The sequence below is a fragment of the Roseobacter sp. OBYS 0001 genome, assembly GCF_019654895.1.
Classification (GTDB): domain Bacteria; phylum Pseudomonadota; class Alphaproteobacteria; order Rhodobacterales; family Rhodobacteraceae; genus Roseobacter; species Roseobacter litoralis.
Genome location: NZ_BPES01000019.1, coordinates 1 through 24,630, shown reverse-complemented (window position 1 = coordinate 24,630; position 24,630 = coordinate 1). Strand labels below are relative to the sequence as shown.

Below are 24,630 nucleotides of genomic sequence, written 5' to 3'. Positions count from 1 at the left end.
ATCCGTGGCGCGCAACACATCCCTCTGAGCGGGCGCGCCGGAGGGCACGCTCAGAGGCGGATTAGCAGCAGTAGGGCAGCCGGGGCACGCAGGATGCATGCGGTCAAAGTGATATGTTCTGACTGTACCATGGATCGAATTTATACAGCAGCTTCACGAAATGGAAAGAGGCTTTGTCGCAGGTGCGATGAACGGGGTTGAAGCATCGCCTGAGCCTTCTAGGTCGCTGGGAATGAGAAATACTTTAATACTCGGTGCGTCCGGCGGGATTGGGGCGGCACTTACGGCTGCTGCTACCAATCGCGGAGACGCCGTAACCGGTCTTTCGCGCAGTCGCGATGGCTTTGACATCACAAATTCCACTTCGGTGGCGCAGCATCTGGGTTCCGTCAGTGCACCCTATGATCTGATCGTGGTGGCGACGGGAGCATTGGAAATCGACGGCGCAGCCCCGGAAAAATCGGTGAAAAACCTGGATGCCAAGGCGATGCTGGATCAGTTTGCCTTGAATGCGGTCGGGCCGGCACTGGTGTTGAGCCATGCTGCGCGATTACTGCCGCGCGACCGTCCGGCGGTTTGCGCCGTGCTCTCCGCGCGGGTCGGCTCCATCGGGGATAACAAAGTGGGCGGATGGATCAGCTATCGCAGCGCGAAGGCGGCGGTCAATCAGGTGGTGCGCACGGCGTCCATCGAATTGGCGCGCACGCATCCGCATTCCGTTTGTGTGGCCCTGCATCCCGGCACGGTCCAGACGGCATTTACGGAAAAATATCTGGGTCGGCATCCGTCGGTCTCTGCCGCTGAGGCGGCAGACAACTTGTTGCGCGTCGTGGATGGCTTGTCCCCGGCGCAGACGGGTCGGTTTTTCGACTGGGCGGGCAAAGAGGTTCCGTGGTGAGCCGTCTCGTTCTGGTGCTGGGGGACCAGCTGTCTGAAAGCCTCAGCGCGTTGCAGGCGGCCGATAAATCGACGGATATGGTCGTGATGTCCGAGGTTGCGGATGAAACCTCCTATGTGCAGCACCACCCGAAAAAGATCGCGCTGATCTTTGCGGCCATGCGGAAATTCGCGCAACACTTGCGTGATGAAGGTTGGAACGTTGCCTATGCGCAGCTGGATGACAGCGAAAACGCGGGGTCCATCGTTGGTGAGCTGTTGCGCCGGGCAGAGCAAACCGGGGCGCAAACCGTACTGGCAACAGAGCCGGGAGAGTGGCGCCTGATCGGGCACCTCAAAGAGGCACCGTTGCGGGTTGAGATGCTGCCAGATGGCCGATTTCTTGCGTCCCATCAGGAGTTTGAGGATTGGGCCGACGGGCGCAAGCAATTACGGATGGAGTATTTCTATCGCGAGATGCGGCGCAAAACGGGCCTGCTGATGGAGGGGGCTCAACCCAGCGGCGGCAAGTGGAATTTCGATCACGACAACCGCAAACCGGCACCCGATGAGATCACCTTTGAAGGGCCTTTACGGTTTGAGCCGGATGAAACCGTGCAAGAGGTTCTGGATCTGGTGGAGGTGCGGTTTTCAAACCATTTTGGCGCGCTGCGCCCGTTCTGGTTTGCAACATCCCGCGCCGAAGCGCTGCAACAGCTGGATCATTTCATATCGAAAGGCTTGCCAAAATTCGGAGATTTTCAGGATGCGATGCTGAATGACAATCGGTTCTTGTATCACGGTCTGATCTCAACCTCGCTGAACATCGGGTTGTTGACACCGCTTGAGGTTTGTACAGCCGCCGCGCGCGCCTATGAGCAGGGCGATGCCCCGATCAACGCGGTGGAAGGGTTCATCCGGCAGATCATCGGGTGGCGCGAATACGTGCGCGGCATCTATTTTCTGGAAGGGCCCGACTATACCAGCCGCAACGTGCTGGGCCAGACGCGCGATTTACCTGACGTGTATTGGGGCGGCAAGACGAGTATGAATTGCATGGCAAAAGCCGTGGGCCAAACCCGCGAAGAGGCCTATGCCCATCATATCCAGCGCTTGATGATCACCGGGAATTTTGGGCTGCTGGCCGGGATTGATCCGCAACAGATGCATGAGTGGTATCTCGCGGTTTACGCAGATGCCTTTGAGTGGGTCGAGGCCCCGAACACGGTCGGCATGAGCCAGTTTGCTGATGGCGGTATCATCGCGTCCAAACCCTACGTGAGCAGCGGCGCTTATATCAATCGCATGTCCGACTATTGCAAGTCCTGCAGCTATAAGGTGGCACAAAAGACGGGCGACACGGCCTGTCCGTTCAACTTGCTGTACTGGCATTTTCTGGATCGTCACCGCCCTCGGTTTTCGGGCAATGCGCGTATGGGGAACATGTATCGCACCTGGGATCGGATGGACGCGGAAAAGCGCGAGACCGTGATCGCCGAAGCGGATGCGTTATTGGACCGGCTTGATGCGGGTGAAGCCATTTGACCGGCGTGCGCATGGCACGATCCGTGCGTGCCAACAGGTTTCTGGCGACGCGTTGCTGTGAAAGAACCCGCGCCAGTTGCCGGAATATGAGCGTGTGGTCGGATGATCTGGCCGTGTTTGAAACGCGTCATAAGGGTCGCGCGGACCGCCATTCAGCCGCCGTCGGTCAGGATGCCGTTTTCCCACTCTCCGGAATTTTCCTCGCCGGTTGCATAGCGCATGGTGCCTGTCCCCTGACGTTTTCCTGCGCGAAACATGCCCTCGTAGACATCGCCGTTTTCATAGGTTGCGACACCGATCCCTTCGATTTCGCCGCTGGCCCAAGCCCCTTCATAGGTGAAACCGGATGGCATGACGATCTTGCCTTGTCCGTCCCGCTGCCCACCTGAGAAGCCGCCGGTGTAGATGGTGCCATCGGGATAGGTGGCAGTGCCTTGCCCGTGGCGTTGCCCGTCCAGCCACTCTCCGTCATAGCGATAGCCACTTGCATCGGTGATCACACCTTGGCCGTGATTGCGGGCATTGCGAAAATTGCCTTCGTACACCACGCCATTGGCGTAGACGGCCTTGCCGATGCCGTCGATGACGCCATCTTTCCATTCGCCTTCATAGGTAGAACCATCCGGATAGGTGATCAGCCCTTGCCCATCTGCCTGCCCTGCGGACAATGATCCCACATAGACCGAACCGTCAGGATAGGTAACGCGGCCTTCGCCTTCGATCTCGCCTGCAACCCATGATCCGACATATGTGTATCCATCCTGTGCCGTGAAAGTCCCCTGACCCTCGCGCAGATCATTGGCAAACTCGCCCTCATAGATATCGGCATTTGCATAGGTTACCTTGCCAATGCCCTCGCGACGCCCCGCGACCAGTTGCCCCTCGTAGACATCGCCATTGGCCTGCGTCAGCTTGCCTGTGCCGTCAATCTGACCGTCGCGCCACAGGCCCACATAGATCAGGCCATCGGGCATGGTCAGCGTACCTTCGCCTTCGCGCTTTCCATTCGCGACACGGCCCTCATAGACAGCACCATCAGGGTAGGTGATCGTGCCCAGCCCCTGTTTGACGCCATCGACCCAGTCGCCTTTGTACTCATATCCGCCGGGGCTTTGCATCGTGCCTTTGCCATGATGTTTCGCGTTGCGAAAACTGCCCTCATAGCGCACACCATTTGCATAAAGCGCGATGCCGCGTCCCATAATGGCACCGGCGAGCCACTCGCCTTCATAGGTGCCGCCATCAGCAAAGGTGATGCGGCCAAAGCCCTCCGGTTTTCCTTTGGCAAAAAGGCCCTCATAGACGGAACCATTCGGAAAACGGGCAATACCTTCGCCTTTGATTTCCCCGTCAACCCATTGCCCGGTATATTCATAGCCGTTGGGCAATTTGTAGGTGCCTGTGCCGTGCTGCACGCCGCCCTTGAATGTTCCCTCGTATACCCCGCCGTCTTCGTACTGCTTGGTTTGTGTTTCACCGTCCTGCGCCAGAAGGGGCAGGGGCAATAGGGCAAGGCAAAAGCTCAGGCGGCGAAGTGTCATGATTACCCTTTATCATCTGGAAAACTGCGTCGGGATGTCGTGGGGCAATTTAAGCAATGGGCAGGGCGGGGGCAACGCCCTTTTGCCGCAATAGGCGGGGTTGGGCTTTCATCGGGCGTGTGATCTGCTACATGGGTCAAAATCAGGCAGGCGGGCAGGCAAAAGGGCCTTAACCATGGCGGATCGTTTTCGAATTACTCTGGGCCAGATGAACCCGACGGTTGGCGATTTGGCCGGCAATGCGGCAATCGCGCGTGAAGTCTGGGCGGCAGGCAAAGCGGCCGGGGCCGATCTTGTTGCGCTGCCTGAGATGTTTATCGCAGGCTACAATGCGCAGGATCTGGTTATGAAGCCCGCGTTTCAACTCGATGCGATGCGCCACATCGAGGCACTGGCACAAGACTGTGCAGATGGGCCGACGTTGGCCATCGGAAGCCCGTGGGTCGAAGGCACCAAGTTATATAACGCGTATCTGATCCTGAAGGGCGGCAAAATCGTCAGTCAGGTGCTCAAGCACCATCTGCCCAACGAGACCGTCTTTGACGAGGTGCGCATTTTCGATGCTGGACCGCTTGGTGGTCCTTATTCCGTAGGCAATTCACGCGTTGGCAGCCCGATTTGCGAAGACGCCTGGCACGAGGATGTGGCGGAAACGCTGGCAGAAACCGGGGCTGAGTTTTTGCTGGTGCCAAACGGGTCACCCTATTATCGCGGCAAGTTCGAAACCCGCCTGAACCATATGGTCGCGCGCGTCATCGAAACCGAATTGCCGTTGATTTACCTCAATATGGTGGGCGGGCAGGACGACCAGGTGTTTGACGGGGCCAGCTTTGGGCTGAACCCCGGCGGCAATCTGGCTGTGCAACTGCCTGCTTTTGACGAGGCGGTCGCACATGTCGATCTGGAACGCGGGCCTGAGGGCTGGCGGATTGTCGAAGGGGAAAAGGCCCATCACCCGGATGCGTGGGAGCAGGATTACCGCGTGATGGTTCAGGCGCTGCGGGATTATTGTCGCAAGACAGGGTTTGGCAAAGTGCTCTTGGGCCTGTCAGGCGGGGTCGACTCCGCATTGGTCGCGACCATAGCGGTCGATGCTTTGGGGGCGCAGAACGTACGCTGCGTGATGCTGCCGTCGGAGTACACCTCAGCGGAATCGCTCGAAGATGCAGAGGCCGTCGCGAAAGCACTGGGGTGTCACTATGATTACGTTCCGATCACGGAGGGGCGCGCTGCCGTTGAGCAGACATTGGCACCGCTCTTTGAGGGGCATGACGCGGACCTGACCGAGGAAAACATCCAGTCCCGCCTGCGGGGGTTGTTGTTGATGGCCATGTCCAACAAGTTCGGCGAAATGCTCTTGACGACGGGGAATAAGTCCGAAGTGGCCGTTGGTTATGCGACCATCTATGGCGACATGGCGGGGGGGTATAATCCGATCAAGGACCTCTACAAGACCCGCGTGTTTGAGACCTGCCGCTGGCGCAACAAGAACCACCGCAGTTGGATGGAAGGCCCGGATGGTGAAGTGATCACGCCGCGCGTGATTGACAAACCGCCCTCCGCCGAGCTGCGTGAAGATCAAAAAGACAGTGACAGCCTGCCTGATTACCCGGAACTGGACCGGCTGCTTGAGATACTGGTCGACCGGAACGGCTCGATCGAAGACTGTGTCGCCGCAGGCAGTGACGCCGAGACGGCCAAAAAGATTGAGCATCTGATTTACATCAGTGAATACAAACGTTTCCAGTCCGCACCGGGCGCGCGGCTGACCAAAGGGGCGTTCTGGCTGGATCGTCGCTATCCGATTGTGAACAGGTGGCGTGATCGGGGCTGAAAGCAGCCCCTGATCCCGTCACATGTGACGCGAAACGCAAAACTGTGATTTGCCAAAGGGCCTTTCCACCTGTTTTGAACACCACATCAATAAGGAATGGGTTTTATGGTTTTGCGTGGTCTTTTTCTTTTGGCAATTACGGTCTTTGCCTTGCCTGCGGCGGCCTGTGGGCCTGACAGCGATTGCATGATTGGTGAGCGGCACTACCGCATTGCATTGCCGCAAGGCTATGACGCAAGCGTTCCGGTGCCTGCCATCGTCTTTGCGCATGGCTATCGTGGCTCAGCGCGGGGCGTTATGCGGAACCGGTCCCTGCGCGGTTTGGCGTCCGATCTTGGGGCGGCGCTGATTGCGGTCAAATCAGGCGATCAGGACTGGGTGATCCCCAATGCCCCGCGACACCTTGATACAGACGGCGCGGCCGAATTTGCCTATTTTGATGCGGTGCTGAGCGACGCCGCGACCCGGTTTGCCCTTGATAGGGATCGCATTATCGCCACCGGGTTCAGCGCCGGGGGCATGATGGTTTGGAATCTCGCCTGCGCGCGGCCTGAAATGTTCGCGGGATTTGTGCCGATTGCGGGGACATATTGGCTGAAGCCGCCTGAAACCTGTGCGGCACCCGCCGCGAGCATCGTCCACATTCACGGGGATCAGGATAAGACCGTCCCGCTGCTTGGCCGCCCGATTGGTCCCACGAAACAAGGGAAAGTGCCTGCTGCGCTGAATATGTACGAGGCGTTTGGGGAGTTCGGCAATGCTGAGGCCGCGCAATATGATGGGTTAAGTTGTAAAGAACAGCGTAACGATGACGGTGAACTTCTGGCGTTCTGCCTGTTCAAGGGCGGGCATTCGTTTCGCACCGAACACTTGCGCCATGGCTGGGAGCAATTGCAAAAAGCAGGGCAGCTGTAAAAGCCACCCTGCAATTGGCTCAAAGCATCAGTTGGTAGCTGTGGGGCACATAAGTGAACCCGCTGTCCTTGGTTTCGACATAACCGACGCCGGGCCATGGCATGTGATAGCCCACAAATGCGACTTTATCGGCGGCAAGCATGTCCAGAATTTTGCGGCGCATCGCGGCGGCGGCCGGTTTATCCATGTCGAATTTCACTTCCCAATCCGGATGCCCGAGGGACCAGATGTAGTGGTTGGCGAAATCCGCACCGAGGTAAATCTGCGTACCTTCGCTTTCGACCATATAATTCATATGACCGGGCGTGTGACCGAACGCGCCCATTGCCGTCAGCCCTGAGGCAACTGAACCACCATCTTCAAGAAAGGTCATCTTCTCGGCGAAGGGAACAACCTTGGATTTAAAGCGGTCATTGTCTTGTGCGGCCCATGCGTCATATTCGACGCGCCCGGTCACATAACGCGCATTGGTGAAGGTCGGGCTGCCATCCTCAAGCGTCATGCCGCCAATATGATCGCCGTGCATGTGGGTCAAAACGACCACATCAATCTGATCCGCAGTGTAGCCAGCCGCTTCGAGTGCTGCAACCGTGCCAACGCCGGAGAGGCCGGTGTCAAACAACACCAATTCACTGCCGGTATTAACCACGGTTGGTGTAAAGAAAAACTGCGCCTTGTCGGTGGGCAGGTTTGCAGCGGCGGAGACGCTGTCAAAGGTCTCTTTGTCCACGTTCAGGCCAAAAATGCTGTGCGGATCATCGCGCGGCACGGTGCCGGCCAACAGCGTGGTGACATCAAACCCGCCGACCTTGAGCCGTTGGAACGGCGACATTTGCGCGCCAGTGATTGGAGCCGCTGCATAGCTGGTCCCGACCGTAGCGGCAGCAAGCGGCAAGGCGGCAGCACTGGCCAGTGCAGCGCGGCGTGAAATTTTAGGGGTGTGCGACATCAAGGTTCTCCCGGTTTTGTCATTGATCCCAGATATAGGGCAGAATGTCGCGGGGGCCATTGTTTTCGCATGGAATGACCTTCACAATTTCGCGTAGAAGTTGACAGAGGCGCTGTACCGGGTTGCTGGACAAATACATGGCCCTGTGACAACACCGCGCCAACAGGAGACAGCAAATGACCACCACCCGTTTCGCCCCGTCGCCCACAGGCTACATCCATATCGGTAACCTGCGCACGGCTTTGATGAATTACCTGATTGCGCGCAAAGCGGGCGGAACGTTCATCCTGCGGATTGACGACACCGATCCGGAAAGGTCGAAAGAAGAATATGTAGACGGGATCAAGCAGGACCTTGAATGGCTCGGCCTGCACTGGGATCGCATCGAGCGTCAATCGCTGCGCCTTGACCAATACGCTGATGCCGCTGACAAATTGCGGGACATGGGACGGTTTTACGAAGCGTTCGAAACACCGACCGAACTGGATCTCAAGCGCAAGAAACAGCTGAATATGGGCAAGCCGCCCGTTTATGACAGGGCCGCACTGGCATTGTCGGATGCCGAAAAAGACGCCTTGCGCACTGAGCGTGGTGCAGGTGTGTGGCGGTTTAAACTGGACCGCGAGCGGATCGAATGGGCGGATGGCATTCTGGGGGACATCTCGATTGATGCGGCTTCTGTATCCGACCCGGTGCTTATTCGCGGCGATGGTCAAATCCTGTACACGCTGGCTTCGGTGGTCGATGACACGGAGATGGGCGTCACGAATGTGGTGCGCGGTTCGGATCATGTAACCAATACCGCGACACAAATTCAGATCATCAACGCGCTTGGCGGCACGGTTCCTGCATTTGCGCATCACTCGTTGCTGACCGGCCCGCAGGGCGAGGCTTTGTCCAAACGTCTGGGCACGCTGGCGCTGCGTGATCTGCGTGAAAGCGGTGTTCAACCTGCTGCACTGCTCAGCCTGATGGCGCGGCTTGGCTCCAGCGACCCGGTCGAGTTGCACACCGACATGGCAGACCTGATCGAGGGCTTTGACATATCGCGCTTTGGCTCGGCGCCGACCAAATTCGATGCCGACGACCTTTATCCACTGACTGCGCGCTATCTGGCGGGCTTGTCTCTGGCGGATGTTGCAGAGGAGATATCTGCGGCGGGCGTCCCTGACGACATGGCCGCACAGTTCTGGGACGTGACGCGCGAGAATATCACCACGCTCAAGGACATTGCCCCATGGTGGGTGATGATGCGCGATGGTGCAGAACCGCAGATCGACGACGAAGACCGCGAATTTGTCGCCGATGCGCTGGCGCTTTTGCCGGACGGCGCTTTTGATGCGACGACTTGGGGCACATGGACCGGTGCCGTGAAAGAAAAAACCGGGCGTAAAGGGCGCGGGTTGTTCATGCCGCTGCGCAAAGCTCTGACCGGTCAAAGCCACGGGCCGGACATGTCGATGCTCATGCCCTTGTTGCAAACCGTTAAGGCCCGCGAATGAGCTGTTCGCCTTTAGCGTATGGCTGAGGCACAGGCGAAGTTTCTCAAGGGGAGCCTGTTTCGCCACATATCGGTGATGTCCCTGACTTCATCCGTGGGGTTAATGGCGATTTTCGCCGTTGATTTCATCGACATGATTTTTATCGCGATGTTGGGAAAGGCCGAACTGGCCGCCGCCGTGGGGTATGCGGCGACGGTGCTGTTTTTTACCACGTCTTTCGGGATTGGGATGGCGATTGCCGCGGGGGCACTGGTGGCGCGCGCCCTTGGTGCAGGTGATGCGGCGCTCGCGTCAGAGCGCAAGACCCACGCGCTGACCTATGGGGTCGTCTTCGGCACCGCATTTGCAGCGCTGGTCTGGATGAACCTTGCCCCGATTGTGGACCTGCTGGGGGCAAAGGGGCGCACGGCTGACCTTGCGGTGCAGTATTTGCGAATTGTTGTGCCAAGCCTGCCATTCCTGATGATTGGCATGATGGGCGGGGCGATCCTGCGCGCGCATGGTGATGCCCGCCGGGCGATGATGGCGACGATTTACGGCGGTTTGGTCAACGCGGTGCTGGACCCGATCCTGATCTTTGGCCTCGATCTTGAATTGACCGGTGCCGCATTGGCGTCGGTTGCGGCGCGCATTGTCATTGCGGTCACAGCGCTGATGCCGATTATCCGGCACTATGGCGGGGTCGGGCGGCCGCGTTCGCGCGGTTTGTTGCGGGATCTCCCGCCGATTGCCGCCATTGCCTTTCCCGCGATTCTGACACAGCTTGCCACTCCAGTGGGGCAAGCCATTGTGACCCGCGCCATGGCCGATTTCGGCGAGATGGCGGTTGCCGGGATGGCGATTGTCGGGCGTCTCAGCCCGCTGGCGTTCGGCGTGATCTTTGCACTATCAGGTGCTGTCGGGCCGATCCTTGGGCAGAATTACGGCGCGCGCAACTTTGAACGTGTGCAATCCGGCCTGACATCTGCCTTGCTGTTTACGGGGCTTGTCATCGTAGTTGTGTCATCTGTGCTGTTTGCGCTGCGCGATCCGATTGCGGATCTGTTTATGGCAACGGGGGTCACGCGTGATCTTGTCTTTTTGTTTTGCGGGCCGCTGTCGCTGCTGTTCTTTTTCAACGGCGTTTTGTTCGTGGCCAATGCGACATTTAACAATCTGGGGCATCCATTCTATTCGACCTTCCTTAATTGGGGGCGCAATACTGTAGGCATGATCCCTCTGGTGCTGTTGGGGTCCAGCTTTTTCGGAGCGCAGGGCGTTTTGGTCGGGCAGGCCGTGGGTGGTGTGATCTTTGGTGTGCTTGCATGGTGGCTTGCGCGGCGTGTGATCGCGCGTGCGCCTCAGGAAATCGCCGCAGCAGAGGCGAAACCCTCAGAATTTGGGAGGCAGGGCCGCCTCATGTCGCTCTTGTACCTGCGCCGATAGACGATCAAGATTCTCATCGACCAGAGCGGTTTGTGCCCTTGTCAGTCTCTGGTGGCGCGGATAGATCGGGTCGTCGCGGTCATTGAGGATAGGTGTATGCCAGTTGTCGGTTGTGTCAAAGAAATGCTGCACACCGGATGCGCCATAAACCTCGTGGAACCCCTGAACAACGACATCAAGATAGCTGAGCAGAATGCTGTGGCTTTTGTTGTCTGTCATATCCTCCGGGGCCACGGCATAGACTGCGATCTCGGGTTCGTGTGAGAGGTCGTGATCAACATCGCGTGAGGCCTGCAGGCGGGCATACCCGCCCTCGCGCGCATCAAGGGCCGCCCAATCCGCGCCCGGGACATGGGCGATCAGCCCGTCGATACTATGGCCCGGTGCTGGCACGCCAGTCAGCAGAACAACACCGTAGCGGGGCGTTGCAACCCATGCCCTGCGCCATCCGCGCAGTGTTGCGGGCTGCGGGTTCGGATAGTCGTGGCTTTTTGTGTTCACAAGGCTGCCGTAGCCAAAGAAGTAGGGGTCGTTCATCTATGTCTCTTTGGTGTTACCCCGCACAGTCAATCATGGGTATCGCTGCTTCACAAGGGGACTTGACCAACACACATGGGGCGGCATAGCGTGACGTCATCCACTACGGGAGAACCGGCATAAATGCTGGTGCCGAAGGAGCAACCGCCCCGGAAACTCTCAGGCCAAAGGACCGTCGTGGTGTAAGAACTCTGGAGAGAGATGCGCAGGACGCATCCGCCGAAGGGATAACGATCTCAGGCGAAAAGACAGAGGGGGCATTCAGGCGCAGGTCTCGGAGCTGCGCGCGGAATGCCGTTGTATTGCTTCATGCAGCACCGGCGACGATTAAGGGGACCGGATGGCAGATCAGAAGCGGACGCCACTTTTTGAGTTACATGCAGAGCTGAGTGCGAAAATGGTGCCTTTTGCAGGGTACGAGATGCCTGTTCAATATCCGATGGGGGTCATGAAAGAGCATCTGCACACGCGCGGCCATGCAGGGCTTTTTGATGTCAGCCATATGGGGCAGGTCCTATTGTCCGGCCCGTCCTGGGAAGCGGTTGCGCTTGCCTTTGAGGCTTTGGTCCCGATGGATGTGCTCGGTCTTGCGGATGGGCGGCAACGCTATGGCTTTTTCACCAATGAGGCAGGCGGCATCGAGGATGATCTGATGTTTGCGCGCCGCGGCGATTCGTTGTTCGTGGTGATAAATGCGGGCTGCAAGGACGCTGATCTGGCCCTGATGCGCGCGGGTTTGCCGGATGACATCACCCTGAGCGAACTGAGCGACCGGGCCTTGATTGCTTTGCAGGGTCCGGCGGCGGGCAGTGTGATCACGTCTCTGGATGAGCGGGCCGAAGCGATGCGCTTCATGGACACATGCGAGTTGTCGTTATGCGGACATGCGGTCTGGGCCTCCCGATCTGGCTATACTGGTGAGGACGGATTTGAAATCTCCGTACAAGCGGACGAAGCGGTCTCTCTGGCGCGGCGGCTTATTAACGACGCAGAGGTAGCACCCATCGGACTTGGGGCGCGGGATTCCCTGCGGCTGGAAGCGGGCTTGTGCCTTTATGGCAATGATATCGATGCCGCGACAGGTCCGGTTGGTGCCGGGTTGTCTTGGGCCATTCAGAAAGTGCGGCGTCAGGGCGGCGCGCGCGCTGGCGGCTTTCCCGGCAGTGAAGCGATTTTTGACGAAATGGCGGGGGGCCCGGCGACAAAACGGGTCGGATTGCGCCCCGAAGGACGCGCGCCCATGCGTCAGGGCGTGGCGCTTTTTGCTACCGCCGAAGGGGGCGCGCAGATCGGGTCGGTCACCTCGGGCGGTTTTGGCCCGTCAGTGCAGGGGCCGATTGCCATGGGATATGTCGATACCGATTTTGCCAACATCGGCACCGCGCTTTGGGGCGAGGTGCGCGGCAAGCGCATGGGCGTCGAGGTCGTTGACCTGCCGTTTGTCCCAGCAGGTTTTAAACGTTAGAAAAAAGGAAACAGATTATGAAATTCACAGAAGAGCACGAATGGTTGCGCCCCGAAGGTGACGAGATCATCGTGGGAATTACGACACATGCCGCCGAACAATTGGGCGATGTGGTGTTTCTGGAACTGCCCGAAGAGGGCACAACTGTCAGCAAGGACGAAGAAGTCGTTGTGATCGAAAGCGTCAAGGCGGCCAGTGATATTCTGGCCCCGATTGATGGCGAGATTACTGAGGTGAATACGGCGCTGGCGGACAATCCCGGTGCGGTCAATGAAGACCCGCAGGGAGAGGCATGGTTTTTCAAGATGAAAGCCAGCGACCCATCCCAGATGGACGATTTCATGGATGAAGCAGGGTATCAGGCGTTTATCGCCTGAACTGCTGCACCCGATGCGCATGACCCCTGCCAGCAGAAAGAGAATGACCCCATGAGTTTCACGCCGATAGACTATCTGCCCTATGATTTTGCCAACCGGCGCCATATTGGCCCATCCCCTGCGGAAATGACGCAGATGCTGGAGGTGACGGGTGCCGCGAACCTTGATGCGCTGATGGATGATACGCTGCCCGCAGCGATCCGCCAGAAAGAGCCATTGGCCTTTGGCAAGGCGATGTCGGAACGTGAGGTGCTGGAGCATTTGCGCCGGGTCGCGTCGAAGAACGAGGTGCTGACGTCGCTGATCGGGCAGGGATACTATGGCACGGTCACACCGCCCGCGATCCAGCGCAACATCCTTGAAAACCCGGCGTGGTATACAGCCTATACCCCCTATCAGCCCGAGATTTCGCAAGGCCGCCTCGAAGCGCTTTTAAACTTCCAGACCATGGTTTCCGATCTGACCGGGCTTGAGGTCGCCAACGCATCCCTTCTGGATGAGGCCACCGCCTGTGCCGAGGCGATGACCATGGCGCAGCGGGTGTCGAAATCCAAGTCCAAGGCGTTCTTTGTGGATCGGGATTGCCACCCGCAGAACATCGCCGTAATGCAAACCCGCGCCGCCCCCTTGGGCATTGAGATTATCGTCGGCAACCCTGACAAGATGGACGCCGAAGCCGTCTTTGGCGCGATCTTTCAGTATCCCGGCACCTATGGTCATGTGAACGATTTCACCGACCATATGGCGGCGTTGCATGCCCATAAGGCGATCGGTGTTGTATCTGCTGATCCACTGGCGCTGACGCTGTTGAAAGAACCCGGCGCCATGGGCGCGGATATCGCCGTCGGCTCAACCCAGCGGTTTGGGGTGCCCGAGGGCTATGGCGGGCCGCATGCGGCCTATATGGCCTGCCGGGATGCGTATAAACGCGCCATGCCGGGGCGGATTGTCGGCGTTTCGGTCGATAGTCACGGGCACCGAGCCTACCGGTTGTCGCTGCAAACGCGCGAGCAACACATTCGGCGCGAAAAGGCCACGTCCAATGTCTGCACGGCACAGGCGCTGTTGGCGGTCATGGCCTCCATGTATGCGGTTTTCCACGGACCCGAAGGCTTGCGCGCCATCGCGCAGCGCATCCACCGAAAGGCCGTGCGCCTTGCAAAAGGGCTGGAAGAGGCAGGGTTCACTGTCGACCCGCAAGCGTTTTTCGACACGATCACGGTGGACGTGGGGCCGTTGCAGGCGGCGGTGATGAAATCGGCGGTGGATGAAGGGATCAACCTGCGGCGCGTGGGGGAAACCCGTGTGGGCATCAGCCTAAATGAACGCTGCCGTCCGGATACGCTTGAGGCGGTCTGGCGCGCCTTTGGCATTACGCGGGCCGATAATGATTTTCGGCCCGACTACCGTTTCCCCGAAGAAATGCTGCGCACGTCCGACTATCTGACGCACCCGATCTTTCACATGAACCGGGCTGAGACCGAGATGATGCGCTACATGCGTCGCCTGTCTGATCGGGATCTGGCGCTTGACCGGGCGATGATCCCGCTGGGCTCCTGTACGATGAAACTGAATTCTGCGGCAGAGATGATGCCGGTCAGCTGGCGCGATTTTTCGCTGCTGCATCCCTTTGCGCCGGTGGATCAGGCCAAAGGCTATACAGAGATGATTGACGATCTGAGCGCCAAGCTGTGCCAGATCACCGGCTATGACCAGATTTCGATGCAGCCGAATTCCGGCGCGCAGGGGGAATACGCCGGACTGCTGAGCATTGCGGGCTATCACCGCGCGAATGGGGAGGCGCATCGCAACATCTGCCTGATCCCGATGAGCGCGCATGGCACCAATCCTGCGTCGGCCCAGATGGTGGGCTGGACTGTCGTGCCGATCAAATCGGCGGACAATGGCGATATCGACATGGCAGATTTTGCCGCCAAGGCCGAGCACCATGCCGACAACCTTGCAGGCTGCATGATCACCTATCCCTCCACCCATGGGGTGTTCGAAGAGACCGTGACCGAGGTTACACGGATCACCCATCAGCACGGCGGTCAGGTCTATATCGACGGGGCGAATATGAACGCGATGGTGGGGCTGAGCCGTCCGGGCGATCTGGGCGGGGACGTGAGCCATTTGAACCTGCACAAGACCTTTTGTATCCCGCATGGCGGCGGTGGGCCGGGCATGGGACCGATTGGCGTCAAATCCCATCTTGCGCCTTTCTTGCCGGGGCATGAGATGACCGGCGGGGGGAAAGGGGCTGTTTCGGCAGCGCCATTCGGGTCGCCTTCGTTGTTGCCGATCAGCTGGGCCTATTGCCTGATGATGGGCGGGGATGGCCTGACGCAAGCGACGCGGGTTGCGATCCTGAACGCAAATTACATCGCCAAACGTCTTGAGGGCGCGTTTGACGTGCTCTACCGCGGGCCGACGGGACGGGTGGCGCATGAATGCGTGCTTGATGTGCGCCCCTTTGAAAAATCTGCCGGGGTGAGCGTCGAAGACATTGCAAAACGTCTGATCGACTGCGGGTTCCATGCGCCAACGATGAGCTGGCCTGTTTCAGGAACGTTGATGGTTGAGCCAACCGAGAGCGAAACCAAGGCAGAGCTGGACCGGTTCTGTGATGCCATGCTCGCCATCCGCGCCGAGATTGCCGAGATTGAGGCAGGCCGCATGGACGCCGCGAACAACCCGCTGAAAAACGCGCCCCACACTGTCGAAGACCTCGTCAGCGATTGGGAGCGCCCCTACAGCCGCGATCAGGGGTGTTTCCCGCCGGGCGCGTTCCGCGTGGACAAATACTGGCCGCCGGTCAACCGGGTCGACAATGTGTTCGGTGATCGGCATCTGGTTTGTACCTGCCCGCCCATGGAAGACTATGCGGAAGCTGCGGAGTAGCGGCTGGCTGCTTTGACAATGGCGCGGGGTGGGAGCTGCGGCTATGTCATTCCAGCGCGCGCAGGACGCGCGAGGGTTTGGCATTCAGTGGGGTCCAGGCAAAAGCCAGCCCCGCCAGCGTGGTGGTAAGAATACCGCCGAGCACGATGCCAATCGCAGAGGGCCAGATCACGATAAAGGATGTGTCGAGGATATAGACGCTGACCACCCAGCCGCCCAGCACCCCAGCAGCCAGCGCTACAAGCCCCGCGCCACCGCCCAGCAGCGCCGATCTCAAGGCGAAGCTTGCCAGAATGGAGCGGCGCGAGGCCCCCAGCGTTTTCAGAATGGCGGCTTCATAGACCCGCGCCCGCGTTCCGGCAGCAGCAGCGCCGATCAGCACCAGAAACCCTGTCAGCAGCGTCGCGGCGGCACCGTAAGAGGTGGCCGTCGCCAAGCCACCAAGCGCATCCGCGACCCGGTCGATGGCATCGCGCACGCGTATTGCGGTGATATTGGGGTAGCGCGAGGCAAGGTCACGCAGGATTTCAGCCTCCGCCGTTTCTTCGGCATAGACGGTTGAGATGGAGCTATGCGGTGCGCCTGCCAATGCACTGGGGTTCATGGCGAGGATGAAACCGATGCCTGCGGTGGAAAAATCAACCTCCCGGAAACTGGCGAGCGTGCCTGTGATGTCGCGCCCCAGAATATTGATCGTCATCGTATCGCCAAGGCGCAGCCCCATCTCTTCGGCCTCTTCGGCGGCAAAGCTGATCAGGGGCGGCCCGCTATAGTCATCGGCCCACCATTCCCCGGCTGTCAGCCGCGTGTTTTCGGGCATGGCAGCGGAATAGGTCACGCCACGGTCGCCCTGCAAGACCCAATGGTCCCCGGATGTTTCTGCCGCAGGCGCCCCATTGATCCGGGTGATGATCCCGCGCAGCATCGGGGCGGATTGAATGCGGCTGACGGCGGGGTCGCTTTCCAGCCTGTCGGTGTATCCATCTATCTGGTCTTTCTGGATGTCGACAAAGAAATAGCTTGGCGCGACGTCGGGCAGGTTGCCCGTGATGGCATTGCGCAGGTTGCCATCAATCTGCCCCACCGCTGCAAGGACTGACAGCCCAAGGCCCAGCGACAGGACGACCGAGGTGGCACCTTCCTTGGGGCCAGAAATGGCCGACAACGCCCAGCGGAGCCTTGGCTTGCCGCGTGACAGGGCCTTGCCCCGTTTCGACAGAACCCGGATCAGGAATGCGGCCCCGGTCAGCAGCACCAGTGCGCCCGCGATACCCCCGGCGGTCAGCAGCGTCAGCCACCATGTGCCCGAGAACCACCCGGCCACGCCCAAGAGCACTGCAAGCGCCAGCAACGTGATCGCGATATAGCGGGGGGCCGGCAGTTTCTGGCCGGTGCTGAGCGCGTCGCGAAACAGGGTGGCGGCGCGGACTTCCTCGGCGCGTGCGAGGGGCCAAAGAGTAAAAATGAATGCGGTCAACAGCCCGTAAACCGCCGCTTCAAACAAGGGGGCGGGGTAGATGGCGAATGCGGCGGGGATGGGCAATTGCGCAGCAATCAGCGGGGCGAGAGCAACAGGGATCAGCGCCCCGAGGAGGAGGCCCAGCATAACGCCGAGGACCGAAAGCGCACCGATCTGCAGAAAATACGTCAGGAATATCGTTTTGCGTTCTGCACCAAGGGTGCGCAAGGTGGCGATCACGCTGGTCTTTTGCGACAGATAGGCCTGCACGGCCGACGACACGCCCACACCCCCGACGGCAAGGCCCGACAGCCCGATCAGCACGAGGAATGCGCCGAGGCGGTCCACGAATTCCGAGATGCCCGGCGCGCCGTTGCGCGCGTCGGTCCAGCGCACGCCGGTTTCGGCAAACGTGAGGGCGGCCTCGGTTTTGAGCTGCTCAAGGTCTTTGCCGGGGTCTACCGCCAGTCGGTATTTGGTGGAAAAGAGCGTGCCGGGGGCCAGCAGGGACGAGTTTTCAAGGCTCGTGGTCAAGACGATGGTGCGCGGCCCGAGGGCAAAGCCACCCGCAGCCCCATCCGGTTCGCGGGTCAGCACGGCGGAGAGGTGAAATTCCTGTGTGCCAAGCGCAAAGCGATCCCCAACGGACAGGTCGAGACGGTCCATCAGGACACGTTCCATCACCGCGCCGGGCAAATCCCCGTGGGTGCCCAACGCGTCACCAATCGATATCTGCGGCTCCAGCCCCACGGTCCCGATAAGGGGATAGGCGCTATCGACCGCCTTGATTTGCGTCAGCGCGCGGCTGTCACCGACGACCGCCATGGAGCGAAAATCGGCGATTTCCGAGACAGCGCGGGCGGCGTTTTGCATCCATGCGCGTTCGTCCTCTGATGCAAAGCGGTAGGTGAAATCAAGCTCTGCGTCCCCGCCGAGCAGTGCTGCTCCTTCGCGGGCCAGACCAGCCTCAATGCTGACGCGCACGGTGCCTATGGCGGCAATCGCGGCCACACCCAGTGCCAGACAGGCCAGAAAGATGCGAAACCCCTGCAAGCCACCGCGCAATTCACGCCGGGCAAACCGCGCTGCGACCGCCAGGCTCATTGTGCTGCCTGTTCCATCGGGTCAATCTGTCCGTCGGACAGGCGTATAATCCGATCACAACGGTTCGCCAGCGTGGTGCTATGGGTCACGAGGATGAGCGTCGCGCCGTGCCGGTCGCGCAACCCGAACAGCAAGTCGATGATGGCCGCCCCATTTGCCCCGTCGAGGTTGCCTGTGGGTTCATCCGCCAGCAGGATATCAGGGCGCGGTGCGGCGGCGCGTGCCAGCGCCACACGTTGCTGTTCCCCGCCCGACATCTGCGCCGGATAGTGGTCGGCGCGATGGGCAAGGCCCACCACATCGAGTTCCGCGCGCGCCTTGTCATAGGCTTCGGGATCGGCGGCAAGTTCCAGCGGCGTTGCCACATTTTCCAGTGCCGTCATTGTCGGGATCAGGTGAAAGGACTGAAACACCACGCCCATATGCGCGCGCCGGAAACGGGCCAGCGCGTCTTCGTTCATGTCGCCCAGATCATGACCCAAAGCCGTGACGCGCCCCCCCGTGGGCCGTTCCAGCCCGCCCATCAGCATCAACAGCGAAGACTTCCCGGACCCGGATGGCCCGATCAGCCCAAGGCTTTCACCTTTGTGGACCTCAAAGCTAATCGAGCGCAGAATTTCCACAGGCCCTGCATTGCCATCCAGTGACAATGCTGCATTTGTGAGGCTGTAGATGGGGTCAGACATGAGGTACCACAGGTTGTTGACTTCCCTCTGGCATATGGAGCTTGGATCAGAATGCGCAAGTTAATAGGATGTTTTGTCGTTTGTTTTCCAACGTGGGGCGCTGCGGACGGCGTTGTGATTGCGGCCTTGGGCGATAGCCTGACGCAGGGGTATGGGCTGGTGCAGGAGGAGGGTTTCGTGCCGCAATTGCAGGATTGGCTGGACACGCAAGGCATCGCGGCGCGGGTGATCAATGCAGGTGTCTCGGGCGACACAACTGCTGGCGGGTTGTCGCGGGTGGCTTGGACACTCACACCGGAGGTGGATGCGATGATCGTGGCCTTGGGAGGCAATGATCTTTTGCGTGGGATTGACCCGGCCGAAAGCCGTCGCAATATCACTGGAATTCTGGAGGCTGCGGCAGCGCAGAATGTCGAGGTGTTGCTGGTGGGAATGCAGGCCCCGGGTAATTTTGGCCCGGATTTCAAAGCTGAATTTGACGCCATTTATCCGGAACTTGCGTCGGAATTCGGCGTTTTACATGCGGCGGATTTTTTTGAAGGGCTGTCCGTTGTCGGGGGCGATCCGGCGAGCGTCAGGACATTGATGCAGCCTGACGGAATTCACCCGAACGCAGGTGGAGTTGCGCGCATCGTTGAGGCGCTCGGGCCGGATGTGGCGGAACTGGTGACACAAGCCGGATCGCGATAGGCCCCGCTGCAAAAAGAAAACGGGCGCCGGAAAGCGCCCGAATGACCCGCTAGAAGTCTGCTTTACGCAATTGCAAGATCGCTGGCGCTTTCGCGGCCATCGCGGCTTGTTTCAATTTCAAACGTCACTTTCTGGTTGTCGGCCAGTCCGGTCAGACCTGCCCGCTCAACCGCGGAAATATGGACAAAAATGTCCTTCCCGCCATTGTCTGGCGCGATAAAGCCATAGCCTTTTGTGGTGTTGAACCATTTCACGGTGCCTGAAGCCATATCCGTGTCTCCTAAAGAAAACCTGCCCGCGGGATGCGGCAGCGCGGTTCAGCCAAAATCAATTGATAAACAGTGTCGTTTCAGGCAGGCCGAAAGCAGCAGTGGTCGTTTAATTCTCGCGTCACGGGCAAAAAGTTGGTTTTTTGTCGATCAATTTCAAGTTATTTCTTTAAGGCATAGCGAAAAATCTGGTTAATGGGCAAGTTCCCGCTGAGATAGCGTTTTTCCGGTTCATGTCGGTTGATGGGCATCCGAATGCATCAATGATTTCTTGGCCTTGACTTAGAATCACGACGGCAGGGTGTCGTCGGCAAAACCGATTGGTTCGAGGGGCCCGGTCCGAATGCGACGAGCGACATTCAGGCCGGGCGATCAGAGGTCATTCGCCATCCTCATCCATCAGGATTGGGGCTGTCGGCAGAGGGTTGGGCATTTTGTATTCAGGTTTGGCAGCCTGCTCCATCTCTTCTTTTGCGGCACGGGCCTGCTCTTCGGCGCGCGCGGCATCAGAGGCGGTCGCCTGCGCTACCCGCTCGGCCTTTTGCGCGAGGAAAACCGTGGCAGGGTCGCTTTCTGATTGTGCTTCTACCACGGATTTTGGCGACGGATACTGCACCTGCATATCATCACGAGCGCGCTTCAAAAGGCCGGTGAGATGTGCGCCGCCGGTGCCTGTGCCGTTTCCGGCGCCTTGCCCGGATTGATCTGATGCAAGGCCCGCATCCGCGCTGTTTGATGTCGTGGACACTGGCACAGCTGCCTGCCCTGAAACTGTGTTGCCATCCAGATTTGCACCGGTCGCTGGCTGCGGTGCATATGGATTGATAAGTGAAACTGCTGTCATTGTAGGCTCCGATACAATCTCTATTTCGGCGCCCGCCACCCGTTAAGCATTAAAGCTGCGTAAATATGAACAAGCAGTTAACAGCGGCAGTAATGGCGTGCAGTGGTTAACGCTTTGCTAAAATTTGAGACGTCACACGCTTTGCTGGTCGCGGGCCGAAATGCACAAGGACGTCGGTTGTCGGTAAACACCCTTCGGTTGAATTACTTTCCTGTATCATCATGGCCGGTTTGATATCATGTTATTAAAGGCTTTTTCATGCATTTAAACTATGCGAGGGTAGTGGAAATATGCAAAGCGCTCACTGCGGTGCGCGGCCAAATTAATTTTTCAGTTTGCGGTCTGGACTTTGGTCATTTTGGCCCCATCTTGAACCCTAAACTTTAAGTCGGGAGCGTCTACGTTAACATGACCAACATGGAAAATCTTGAGAATCACTTGGAAGAACATGAACGCCAACGGCAGGTCAATGAGGTTGCCCTGAAGGGATTGCAGCACGCTCAGACGCGGCGCGTTGCGCGTGGTTACGCCGTAATGGCCGCAGTGGTTGGCTATGGTGAAGGCGCGACAGGCGGTGGCTTGTTTGGAAAAGTAAGCCACTTTGCCAAGCTGTTCTGCATCGGCTTTGCGTTGCTGGCCCCTAGCTTGCTGGTGTGGCAGGTTCTGCTCTAAATTCGTGCAGCAATCGCGGTTTGTATGGGAAAGTCGGCATGGAATTGCCGACTTTTTTTGCGGAAGGTGCTTGTGGTCAGGCCAATGCGATATTCGTTGCGGATTGGCGCCCGTCGCGTCCATCTTCAATATCAAAAGTTACCTTTTGATTATCGGCCAGTCCTGTGAGACCAGCGCGCTCGACCGCCGAAATATGAACGAAAACGTCCTTTGATCCGCCATCGGGTGCGATAAAGCCGAAGCCTTTTGTTGTGTTAAACCATTTCACGGTGCCTGTGGCCATTTCCCGTGTCTCCTATATAGAATGCTATCCGCGTTCGTGCGATAACCTGGCGCAGTGTATCTGTATCGAATTCTGAGCGCCGTTACATGGAGAGCAGGTCGAAGAAGACGTGTTGTGCGCGTAAACCATAGCAGAATTTTGTCAAAAATGCAACCTGACGCCGTACGCAGGCAGCGCAACCGTTGGCAGTCTGCTTTCGTCGCGCCCTTGCAATCGTGCTGTGTGAAGTTGTTCACAGACGCATCCGTGCCCCCGTGCTTTCTTAGCGGTGAACAGTGTTGCTCTCGTGCTGCGTCAGGGCGGTGTGATGGGTTACATGTTCATTCGGCGGGCACGCGGCTCTCTTCCTCCGCGATGTCTTTTCAACTCAACGGGCCGGTCATGTACCGGCTCGTTTTTTGCGTTCCTGTGTCGGGGAGCGTGTTGTCGCAGCCGGGGAGGTGCGCTGGCAGGCTACGCGGCAAAGCGGGGCTTCGGTGCGTATGCGAGGGCCTGGCCCGCAGAATTCAACGATAAAACAAGCGATTACGGTGCATGCAGCGTCTCAATCAGCGCGTCGGGATCATAGCCGTTTTGACGCAGGATATCATTCGCCATGGCGCGCGTTTCGGGCGCTATTTGTGGGCTGCGGGCGAGAATCCAGCCGGCGCGCCCGTTTGGTACGCCCACGACGGCAGTCTGGTAGCTCTCATCGACCCATAAGACCCAATAGGGCGCGCGCAGGAAGGGGACCGTGTAAAACTGGACGGTCAGCTGCCCCGGTGCAACGACGCGAGCAGTCCCTTTGATCTGGTCAAGCGGTCCGGTGGGATCGCCCTGCCGGCACTGGTTCTGCACGGAAATTCTTTGATCATCAATGGCTTGGTAGGTGGCCGTGGTCGCGGTGCACCCTTCCTGAAAGGGCACGGGGTAGCGGGCGATCTCATACCATGTGCCCAGATAGCGCGCCGCGTCAAAGTCGGCCTGCGCGCTGATCGGCGCGTCGGTGTCGCGATACTGTGTCCCGCAGGCGGTCAGCAGGATGAGCGCGCATAAGGCAAGTCTGAAAGGCATGGAAACTCCGTCTCGTTGGGTGCCCAAGGTCTAGCGTAAAGGGCGTTCTTGCGACAGCCCAAAGCGGCATCGGTTCCCCGTCGGTATAACGTCGGTATCACGTCGGTGCGCGGCGTACGCAGGGCTCAGCCTTTGATAACGCTGCTCTGGCAGGCTTGCGCTCAAAGGAGACGACCCATGCCGCGCCTGACAAAAACCGAGCACATCGCCCGCCGCCGTTTGATGTACCACCTGTGGCGCGCGGATGAAGACACGCTGCCGCTGCGTGCGCTGCGCGAAGAGGTGCCGGACGCATGGCACATGATCGAGGCAGATATTGATTGCCACGAGCCGAAGGTGAAGACGACGCTGTACCTCGATCAATCCGTGGCCAAGATGTTCCGCGCCATGGGGCAGGGCTATCAGGGGCGGATCAACCGCATTCTGAACACATGGCTCGCGATGAAGATGGCGGGGCTGATGGAGGAGGAGACCGCGCTGGGCAACCGCCGCGCGCGGATCATCGCCGCAGAGCAGGAGAGCGGCGTCAGGCCCGGATGGGGCCCCGGCATGCGCGAGGATCCCTGAAGGGGGCTGGCCCTCAGGCGGGGCTGGTCAAATCAGGCGCAACCTGAAAGAACGCCTCTGGACCCGTGGGCGAGGCGCAAAGATGACTATAATGACAGAGGGTATCGTGATGGGGCTGGTGGCAACCGCTGCCATGGACCTTTGGGGGCTGCTGCTGAACCGGCTGGCCGGTCTGCCCCTGTCCAACTGGGGCCGTGCGGGGCGCTGGGTTGTGCAGGTCGCGCAGGGCCGCGTGTTTCACGACGATATTGGCGCTGTGGCCCCTATGCCGCGCGAGGTGCAGATCGGCTGGGCGTTTCATTATGCGGTGGGGGTGATTTACGGCGTGGCGCTGGCGGTGCTGATGGGGCCGGGCTGGCTGGCGGAGCCTACGTTTTTGCCCGCATGGGTGTTTTCGATTGTGATGATCGGCTTTGGCTGGTTCCTGATGCAACCGGCCATGGGGGCCGGGATCGCCGCCTCCAAAACACCCGCGCCGTGGCGCGCGCGAGCGCTTGGCCTTGCAGCACACACGGTCTTTGGCGCGGGTCTTTGGGTCGGGGCGATGGTTTGAGTTTTGGTCGTACGGGTTTCGGTGGAGACCCATGCCATATCGTCGGCGTTAGCGCCCTCAATCGCGGTGCGCAGGATCGGTAGGACGTTGCAAGGCTGCAGCGCAAATGGCGTTTTTGACTTAGGGCGCAAGATCGGCCTGAGTTTTCAACAAAAGCAGGTGCTCTAGATTGGCGCTTAATGGTTCGAGGAGCACATGAAAAGACGTTCGGTCAGCGCGGCACTAATGGTGCCGGCGGCTTCGATTGAGGGGGCAGTGTAAGAGAAAGCCGATGATGTTTATCACACACTGAAGTCTAAGGTCCGTTTGGGGTTAAAGTTACACGCGCCGGATTAGCGATAGACGCCGGGTTTGAGTTTGTTCATTACCTCGTCGACTTTGTTACTTTCGTTCGTAGTCAGATCAGGCATGGGCGCATCTCCTGGTCCACTTGGCGTCTCTGGGCGTCCGCCGCTGGTGTGATCAATGTGTTTCGCTTTTTGGTCGAATGCTAAGGCCATCGTTTGGTATGCTTCGTACAGCTTGCTGTTGACCTGCTCCCCTTTGAGTCCGCTAATTTACGTTAGCTCTGTTCGGGTTTTGG

22 protein-coding genes and 1 riboswitch are annotated in these 24,630 nt (G+C 59.1%); of the genes, 13 read left to right on the top strand and 9 right to left on the bottom strand.

The window, feature by feature from the left end:
• Positions 1 to 232: 232 nt before the first annotated feature.
• Both K5Q35_RS21550 and K5Q35_RS21545 read left to right on the top strand, forming a co-directional pair.
• A complete protein-coding gene (locus K5Q35_RS21550) occupies positions 233 to 898 on the top strand; it encodes an SDR family NAD(P)-dependent oxidoreductase (RefSeq protein WP_220801314.1) in 666 nt (221 codons plus the stop codon).
• Positions 892 to 2,421 (top strand): cryptochrome/photolyase family protein, encoded by a 1,530-nt coding sequence (locus K5Q35_RS21545; protein WP_308443360.1) that lies wholly within the window; start codon positions 892 to 894, stop codon positions 2,419 to 2,421. The genes K5Q35_RS21550 and K5Q35_RS21545 overlap by 7 nt, the downstream gene beginning before the upstream one ends.
• A 152-nt stretch (positions 2,422 to 2,573) precedes the next feature.
• On the opposite strand, the gene K5Q35_RS21540 is transcribed toward K5Q35_RS21545, so the two are convergent.
• Positions 2,574 to 3,962, bottom strand: a complete 1,389-nt coding sequence (locus K5Q35_RS21540) for an MORN repeat-containing protein (RefSeq protein ID WP_013963397.1) — start codon at positions 3,960 to 3,962, stop codon at positions 2,574 to 2,576.
• A 175-nt stretch (positions 3,963 to 4,137) separates the two neighbouring features.
• Between K5Q35_RS21540 and K5Q35_RS21535 the strand changes: the two genes are divergently transcribed.
• The gene (locus K5Q35_RS21535; protein WP_220801312.1) at positions 4,138 to 5,796 is read left to right on the top strand and encodes an NAD+ synthase; all 1,659 of its coding nucleotides are present in this window, start codon (positions 4,138 to 4,140) and stop codon (positions 5,794 to 5,796) included.
• Positions 5,797 to 5,901: 105 nt separating this feature from the next.
• Positions 5,902 to 6,711, top strand: a complete 810-nt coding sequence (locus tag K5Q35_RS21530) for a PHB depolymerase family esterase (RefSeq protein WP_220801311.1) — start codon at positions 5,902 to 5,904, stop codon at positions 6,709 to 6,711.
• A gap of 19 nt (positions 6,712 to 6,730) precedes the next feature.
• Here K5Q35_RS21530 and K5Q35_RS21525 read toward each other — a convergent pair whose 3' ends face one another.
• Positions 6,731 to 7,660, bottom strand: coding sequence for an MBL fold metallo-hydrolase (locus K5Q35_RS21525; protein ID WP_013963394.1), 930 nt, complete (start codon positions 7,658 to 7,660; stop codon positions 6,731 to 6,733).
• A 176-nt stretch (positions 7,661 to 7,836) separates the two neighbouring features.
• Between K5Q35_RS21525 and gltX the strand changes: the two genes are divergently transcribed.
• A complete protein-coding gene (gene gltX / locus K5Q35_RS21520; RefSeq protein ID WP_013963393.1) occupies positions 7,837 to 9,162 on the top strand; it encodes a glutamate--tRNA ligase in 1,326 nt (441 codons plus the stop codon).
• 18 nt (positions 9,163 to 9,180) lie between these two features.
• On the top strand, positions 9,181 to 10,587 hold the full coding sequence (locus tag K5Q35_RS21515) for an MATE family efflux transporter (RefSeq protein WP_220801310.1): 1,407 nt from the start codon (positions 9,181 to 9,183) through the stop codon (positions 10,585 to 10,587).
• Here K5Q35_RS21515 and K5Q35_RS21510 read toward each other — a convergent pair.
• Positions 10,534 to 11,124, bottom strand: coding sequence for a gamma-glutamylcyclotransferase family protein (locus K5Q35_RS21510; RefSeq protein ID WP_220801309.1), 591 nt, complete (start codon positions 11,122 to 11,124; stop codon positions 10,534 to 10,536). The genes K5Q35_RS21515 and K5Q35_RS21510 overlap by 54 nt on opposite strands.
• 96 nt (positions 11,125 to 11,220) lie before the next feature.
• Positions 11,221 to 11,309, top strand: a riboswitch (glycine riboswitch).
• 155 nt (positions 11,310 to 11,464) lie between these two features.
• Here K5Q35_RS21510 and gcvT point away from each other — a divergent pair.
• From gcvT to gcvP, 3 genes are read left to right on the top strand one after another with little or no spacing between them, the layout of a single operon-like run.
• The gene (gene gcvT, locus K5Q35_RS21505; RefSeq protein WP_220801308.1) at positions 11,465 to 12,589 is read left to right on the top strand and encodes a glycine cleavage system aminomethyltransferase GcvT; all 1,125 of its coding nucleotides are present in this window, start codon (positions 11,465 to 11,467) and stop codon (positions 12,587 to 12,589) included.
• 17 nt (positions 12,590 to 12,606) lie between these two features.
• On the top strand, positions 12,607 to 12,966 hold the full coding sequence (gene gcvH / locus K5Q35_RS21500) for a glycine cleavage system protein GcvH (protein WP_013963389.1): 360 nt from the start codon (positions 12,607 to 12,609) through the stop codon (positions 12,964 to 12,966).
• A gap of 51 nt (positions 12,967 to 13,017) precedes the next feature.
• Positions 13,018 to 15,867: an aminomethyl-transferring glycine dehydrogenase gene (gene gcvP, locus K5Q35_RS21495; protein ID WP_220801307.1), complete on the top strand. Its 2,850-nt coding sequence runs from the start codon at positions 13,018 to 13,020 to the stop codon at positions 15,865 to 15,867.
• Between the two features lie 46 nt (positions 15,868 to 15,913).
• On the opposite strand, the gene K5Q35_RS21490 is transcribed toward gcvP, so the two are convergent.
• Together K5Q35_RS21490 and K5Q35_RS21485 are read right to left on the bottom strand one after the other, a co-directional pair.
• Positions 15,914 to 18,430: an ABC transporter permease gene (locus tag K5Q35_RS21490; RefSeq protein WP_220801306.1), complete on the bottom strand. Its 2,517-nt coding sequence runs from the start codon at positions 18,428 to 18,430 to the stop codon at positions 15,914 to 15,916.
• On the bottom strand, positions 18,427 to 19,116 hold the full coding sequence (locus K5Q35_RS21485; protein ID WP_220801305.1) for an ABC transporter ATP-binding protein: 690 nt from the start codon (positions 19,114 to 19,116) through the stop codon (positions 18,427 to 18,429). Before K5Q35_RS21485 ends, K5Q35_RS21490 begins: the two co-directional genes overlap by 4 nt.
• 51 nt (positions 19,117 to 19,167) lie before the next feature.
• On the opposite strand from K5Q35_RS21485, the gene K5Q35_RS21480 reads away from it, so the two are divergent.
• Positions 19,168 to 19,806, top strand: coding sequence for an arylesterase (locus K5Q35_RS21480; protein ID WP_220801304.1), 639 nt, complete (start codon positions 19,168 to 19,170; stop codon positions 19,804 to 19,806).
• A 62-nt stretch (positions 19,807 to 19,868) separates the two neighbouring features.
• On the opposite strand, the gene K5Q35_RS21475 is transcribed toward K5Q35_RS21480, so the two are convergent.
• Both K5Q35_RS21475 and K5Q35_RS21470 read right to left on the bottom strand, forming a co-directional pair.
• The gene (locus K5Q35_RS21475; RefSeq protein WP_013963384.1) at positions 19,869 to 20,075 is read right to left on the bottom strand and encodes a cold-shock protein; all 207 of its coding nucleotides are present in this window, start codon (positions 20,073 to 20,075) and stop codon (positions 19,869 to 19,871) included.
• A 379-nt stretch (positions 20,076 to 20,454) separates the two neighbouring features.
• On the bottom strand, positions 20,455 to 20,919 hold the full coding sequence (locus K5Q35_RS21470; protein WP_220801303.1) for a hypothetical protein: 465 nt from the start codon (positions 20,917 to 20,919) through the stop codon (positions 20,455 to 20,457).
• 408 nt (positions 20,920 to 21,327) lie between these two features.
• Here K5Q35_RS21470 and K5Q35_RS21465 point away from each other — a divergent pair, with 408 nt between their 5' ends.
• The gene (locus K5Q35_RS21465; protein WP_148264391.1) at positions 21,328 to 21,591 is read left to right on the top strand and encodes a hypothetical protein; all 264 of its coding nucleotides are present in this window, start codon (positions 21,328 to 21,330) and stop codon (positions 21,589 to 21,591) included.
• A 76-nt stretch (positions 21,592 to 21,667) separates the two neighbouring features.
• On the opposite strand, the gene K5Q35_RS21460 is transcribed toward K5Q35_RS21465, so the two are convergent.
• Together K5Q35_RS21460 and K5Q35_RS21455 are read right to left on the bottom strand one after the other, a co-directional pair.
• On the bottom strand, positions 21,668 to 21,874 hold the full coding sequence (locus K5Q35_RS21460) for a cold-shock protein (RefSeq protein WP_013963380.1): 207 nt from the start codon (positions 21,872 to 21,874) through the stop codon (positions 21,668 to 21,670).
• A 525-nt stretch (positions 21,875 to 22,399) separates the two neighbouring features.
• A complete protein-coding gene (locus tag K5Q35_RS21455; protein ID WP_220801302.1) occupies positions 22,400 to 22,927 on the bottom strand; it encodes a lipocalin family protein in 528 nt (175 codons plus the stop codon).
• Positions 22,928 to 23,104: 177 nt separating this feature from the next.
• Here K5Q35_RS21455 and K5Q35_RS21450 point away from each other — a divergent pair, with 177 nt between their 5' ends.
• Both K5Q35_RS21450 and K5Q35_RS21445 read left to right on the top strand, forming a co-directional pair.
• The gene (locus K5Q35_RS21450; protein ID WP_220801301.1) at positions 23,105 to 23,494 is read left to right on the top strand and encodes a BrnA antitoxin family protein; all 390 of its coding nucleotides are present in this window, start codon (positions 23,105 to 23,107) and stop codon (positions 23,492 to 23,494) included.
• 82 nt (positions 23,495 to 23,576) lie between these two features.
• Positions 23,577 to 24,047, top strand: coding sequence for a DUF2938 domain-containing protein (locus tag K5Q35_RS21445; protein WP_220801300.1), 471 nt, complete (start codon positions 23,577 to 23,579; stop codon positions 24,045 to 24,047).
• Positions 24,048 to 24,630: the final 583 nt, after the last annotated feature.

What these genes read in the sequence shown, in the direction of transcription:
- K5Q35_RS21550 (WP_220801314.1), top strand. Translation starts at nt 233, where the DNA reads ATGAGAAATACTTTAATACTCGGTGCGTCCGGCGGGATTGGGGCGGCA.
- K5Q35_RS21540 (WP_013963397.1), bottom strand. Translation starts at nt 3,962, where the DNA reads ATGACACTTCGCCGCCTGAGCTTTTGCCTTGCCCTATTGCCCCTGCCC.
- K5Q35_RS21535 (WP_220801312.1), top strand. Translation starts at nt 4,138, where the DNA reads ATGGCGGATCGTTTTCGAATTACTCTGGGCCAGATGAACCCGACGGTT.
- K5Q35_RS21530 (WP_220801311.1), top strand. Translation starts at nt 5,902, where the DNA reads ATGGTTTTGCGTGGTCTTTTTCTTTTGGCAATTACGGTCTTTGCCTTG.
- K5Q35_RS21525 (WP_013963394.1), bottom strand. Translation starts at nt 7,660, where the DNA reads ATGTCGCACACCCCTAAAATTTCACGCCGCGCTGCACTGGCCAGTGCT.
- gltX (WP_013963393.1), top strand. Translation starts at nt 7,837, where the DNA reads ATGACCACCACCCGTTTCGCCCCGTCGCCCACAGGCTACATCCATATC.
- K5Q35_RS21515 (WP_220801310.1), top strand. Translation starts at nt 9,181, where the DNA reads ATGGCTGAGGCACAGGCGAAGTTTCTCAAGGGGAGCCTGTTTCGCCAC.
- K5Q35_RS21510 (WP_220801309.1), bottom strand. Translation starts at nt 11,124, where the DNA reads ATGAACGACCCCTACTTCTTTGGCTACGGCAGCCTTGTGAACACAAAA.
- gcvT (WP_220801308.1), top strand. Translation starts at nt 11,465, where the DNA reads ATGGCAGATCAGAAGCGGACGCCACTTTTTGAGTTACATGCAGAGCTG.
- gcvH (WP_013963389.1), top strand. Translation starts at nt 12,607, where the DNA reads ATGAAATTCACAGAAGAGCACGAATGGTTGCGCCCCGAAGGTGACGAG.
- gcvP (WP_220801307.1), top strand. Translation starts at nt 13,018, where the DNA reads ATGAGTTTCACGCCGATAGACTATCTGCCCTATGATTTTGCCAACCGG.
- K5Q35_RS21490 (WP_220801306.1), bottom strand. Translation starts at nt 18,430, where the DNA reads ATGAGCCTGGCGGTCGCAGCGCGGTTTGCCCGGCGTGAATTGCGCGGT.
- K5Q35_RS21485 (WP_220801305.1), bottom strand. Translation starts at nt 19,116, where the DNA reads ATGTCTGACCCCATCTACAGCCTCACAAATGCAGCATTGTCACTGGAT.
- K5Q35_RS21480 (WP_220801304.1), top strand. Translation starts at nt 19,168, where the DNA reads ATGCGCAAGTTAATAGGATGTTTTGTCGTTTGTTTTCCAACGTGGGGC.
- K5Q35_RS21475 (WP_013963384.1), bottom strand. Translation starts at nt 20,075, where the DNA reads ATGGCTTCAGGCACCGTGAAATGGTTCAACACCACAAAAGGCTATGGC.
- K5Q35_RS21470 (WP_220801303.1), bottom strand. Translation starts at nt 20,919, where the DNA reads ATGACAGCAGTTTCACTTATCAATCCATATGCACCGCAGCCAGCGACC.
- K5Q35_RS21465 (WP_148264391.1), top strand. Translation starts at nt 21,328, where the DNA reads ATGACCAACATGGAAAATCTTGAGAATCACTTGGAAGAACATGAACGC.
- K5Q35_RS21460 (WP_013963380.1), bottom strand. Translation starts at nt 21,874, where the DNA reads ATGGCCACAGGCACCGTGAAATGGTTTAACACAACAAAAGGCTTCGGC.
- K5Q35_RS21455 (WP_220801302.1), bottom strand. Translation starts at nt 22,927, where the DNA reads ATGCCTTTCAGACTTGCCTTATGCGCGCTCATCCTGCTGACCGCCTGC.
- K5Q35_RS21450 (WP_220801301.1), top strand. Translation starts at nt 23,105, where the DNA reads ATGCCGCGCCTGACAAAAACCGAGCACATCGCCCGCCGCCGTTTGATG.
- K5Q35_RS21445 (WP_220801300.1), top strand. Translation starts at nt 23,577, where the DNA reads ATGACTATAATGACAGAGGGTATCGTGATGGGGCTGGTGGCAACCGCT.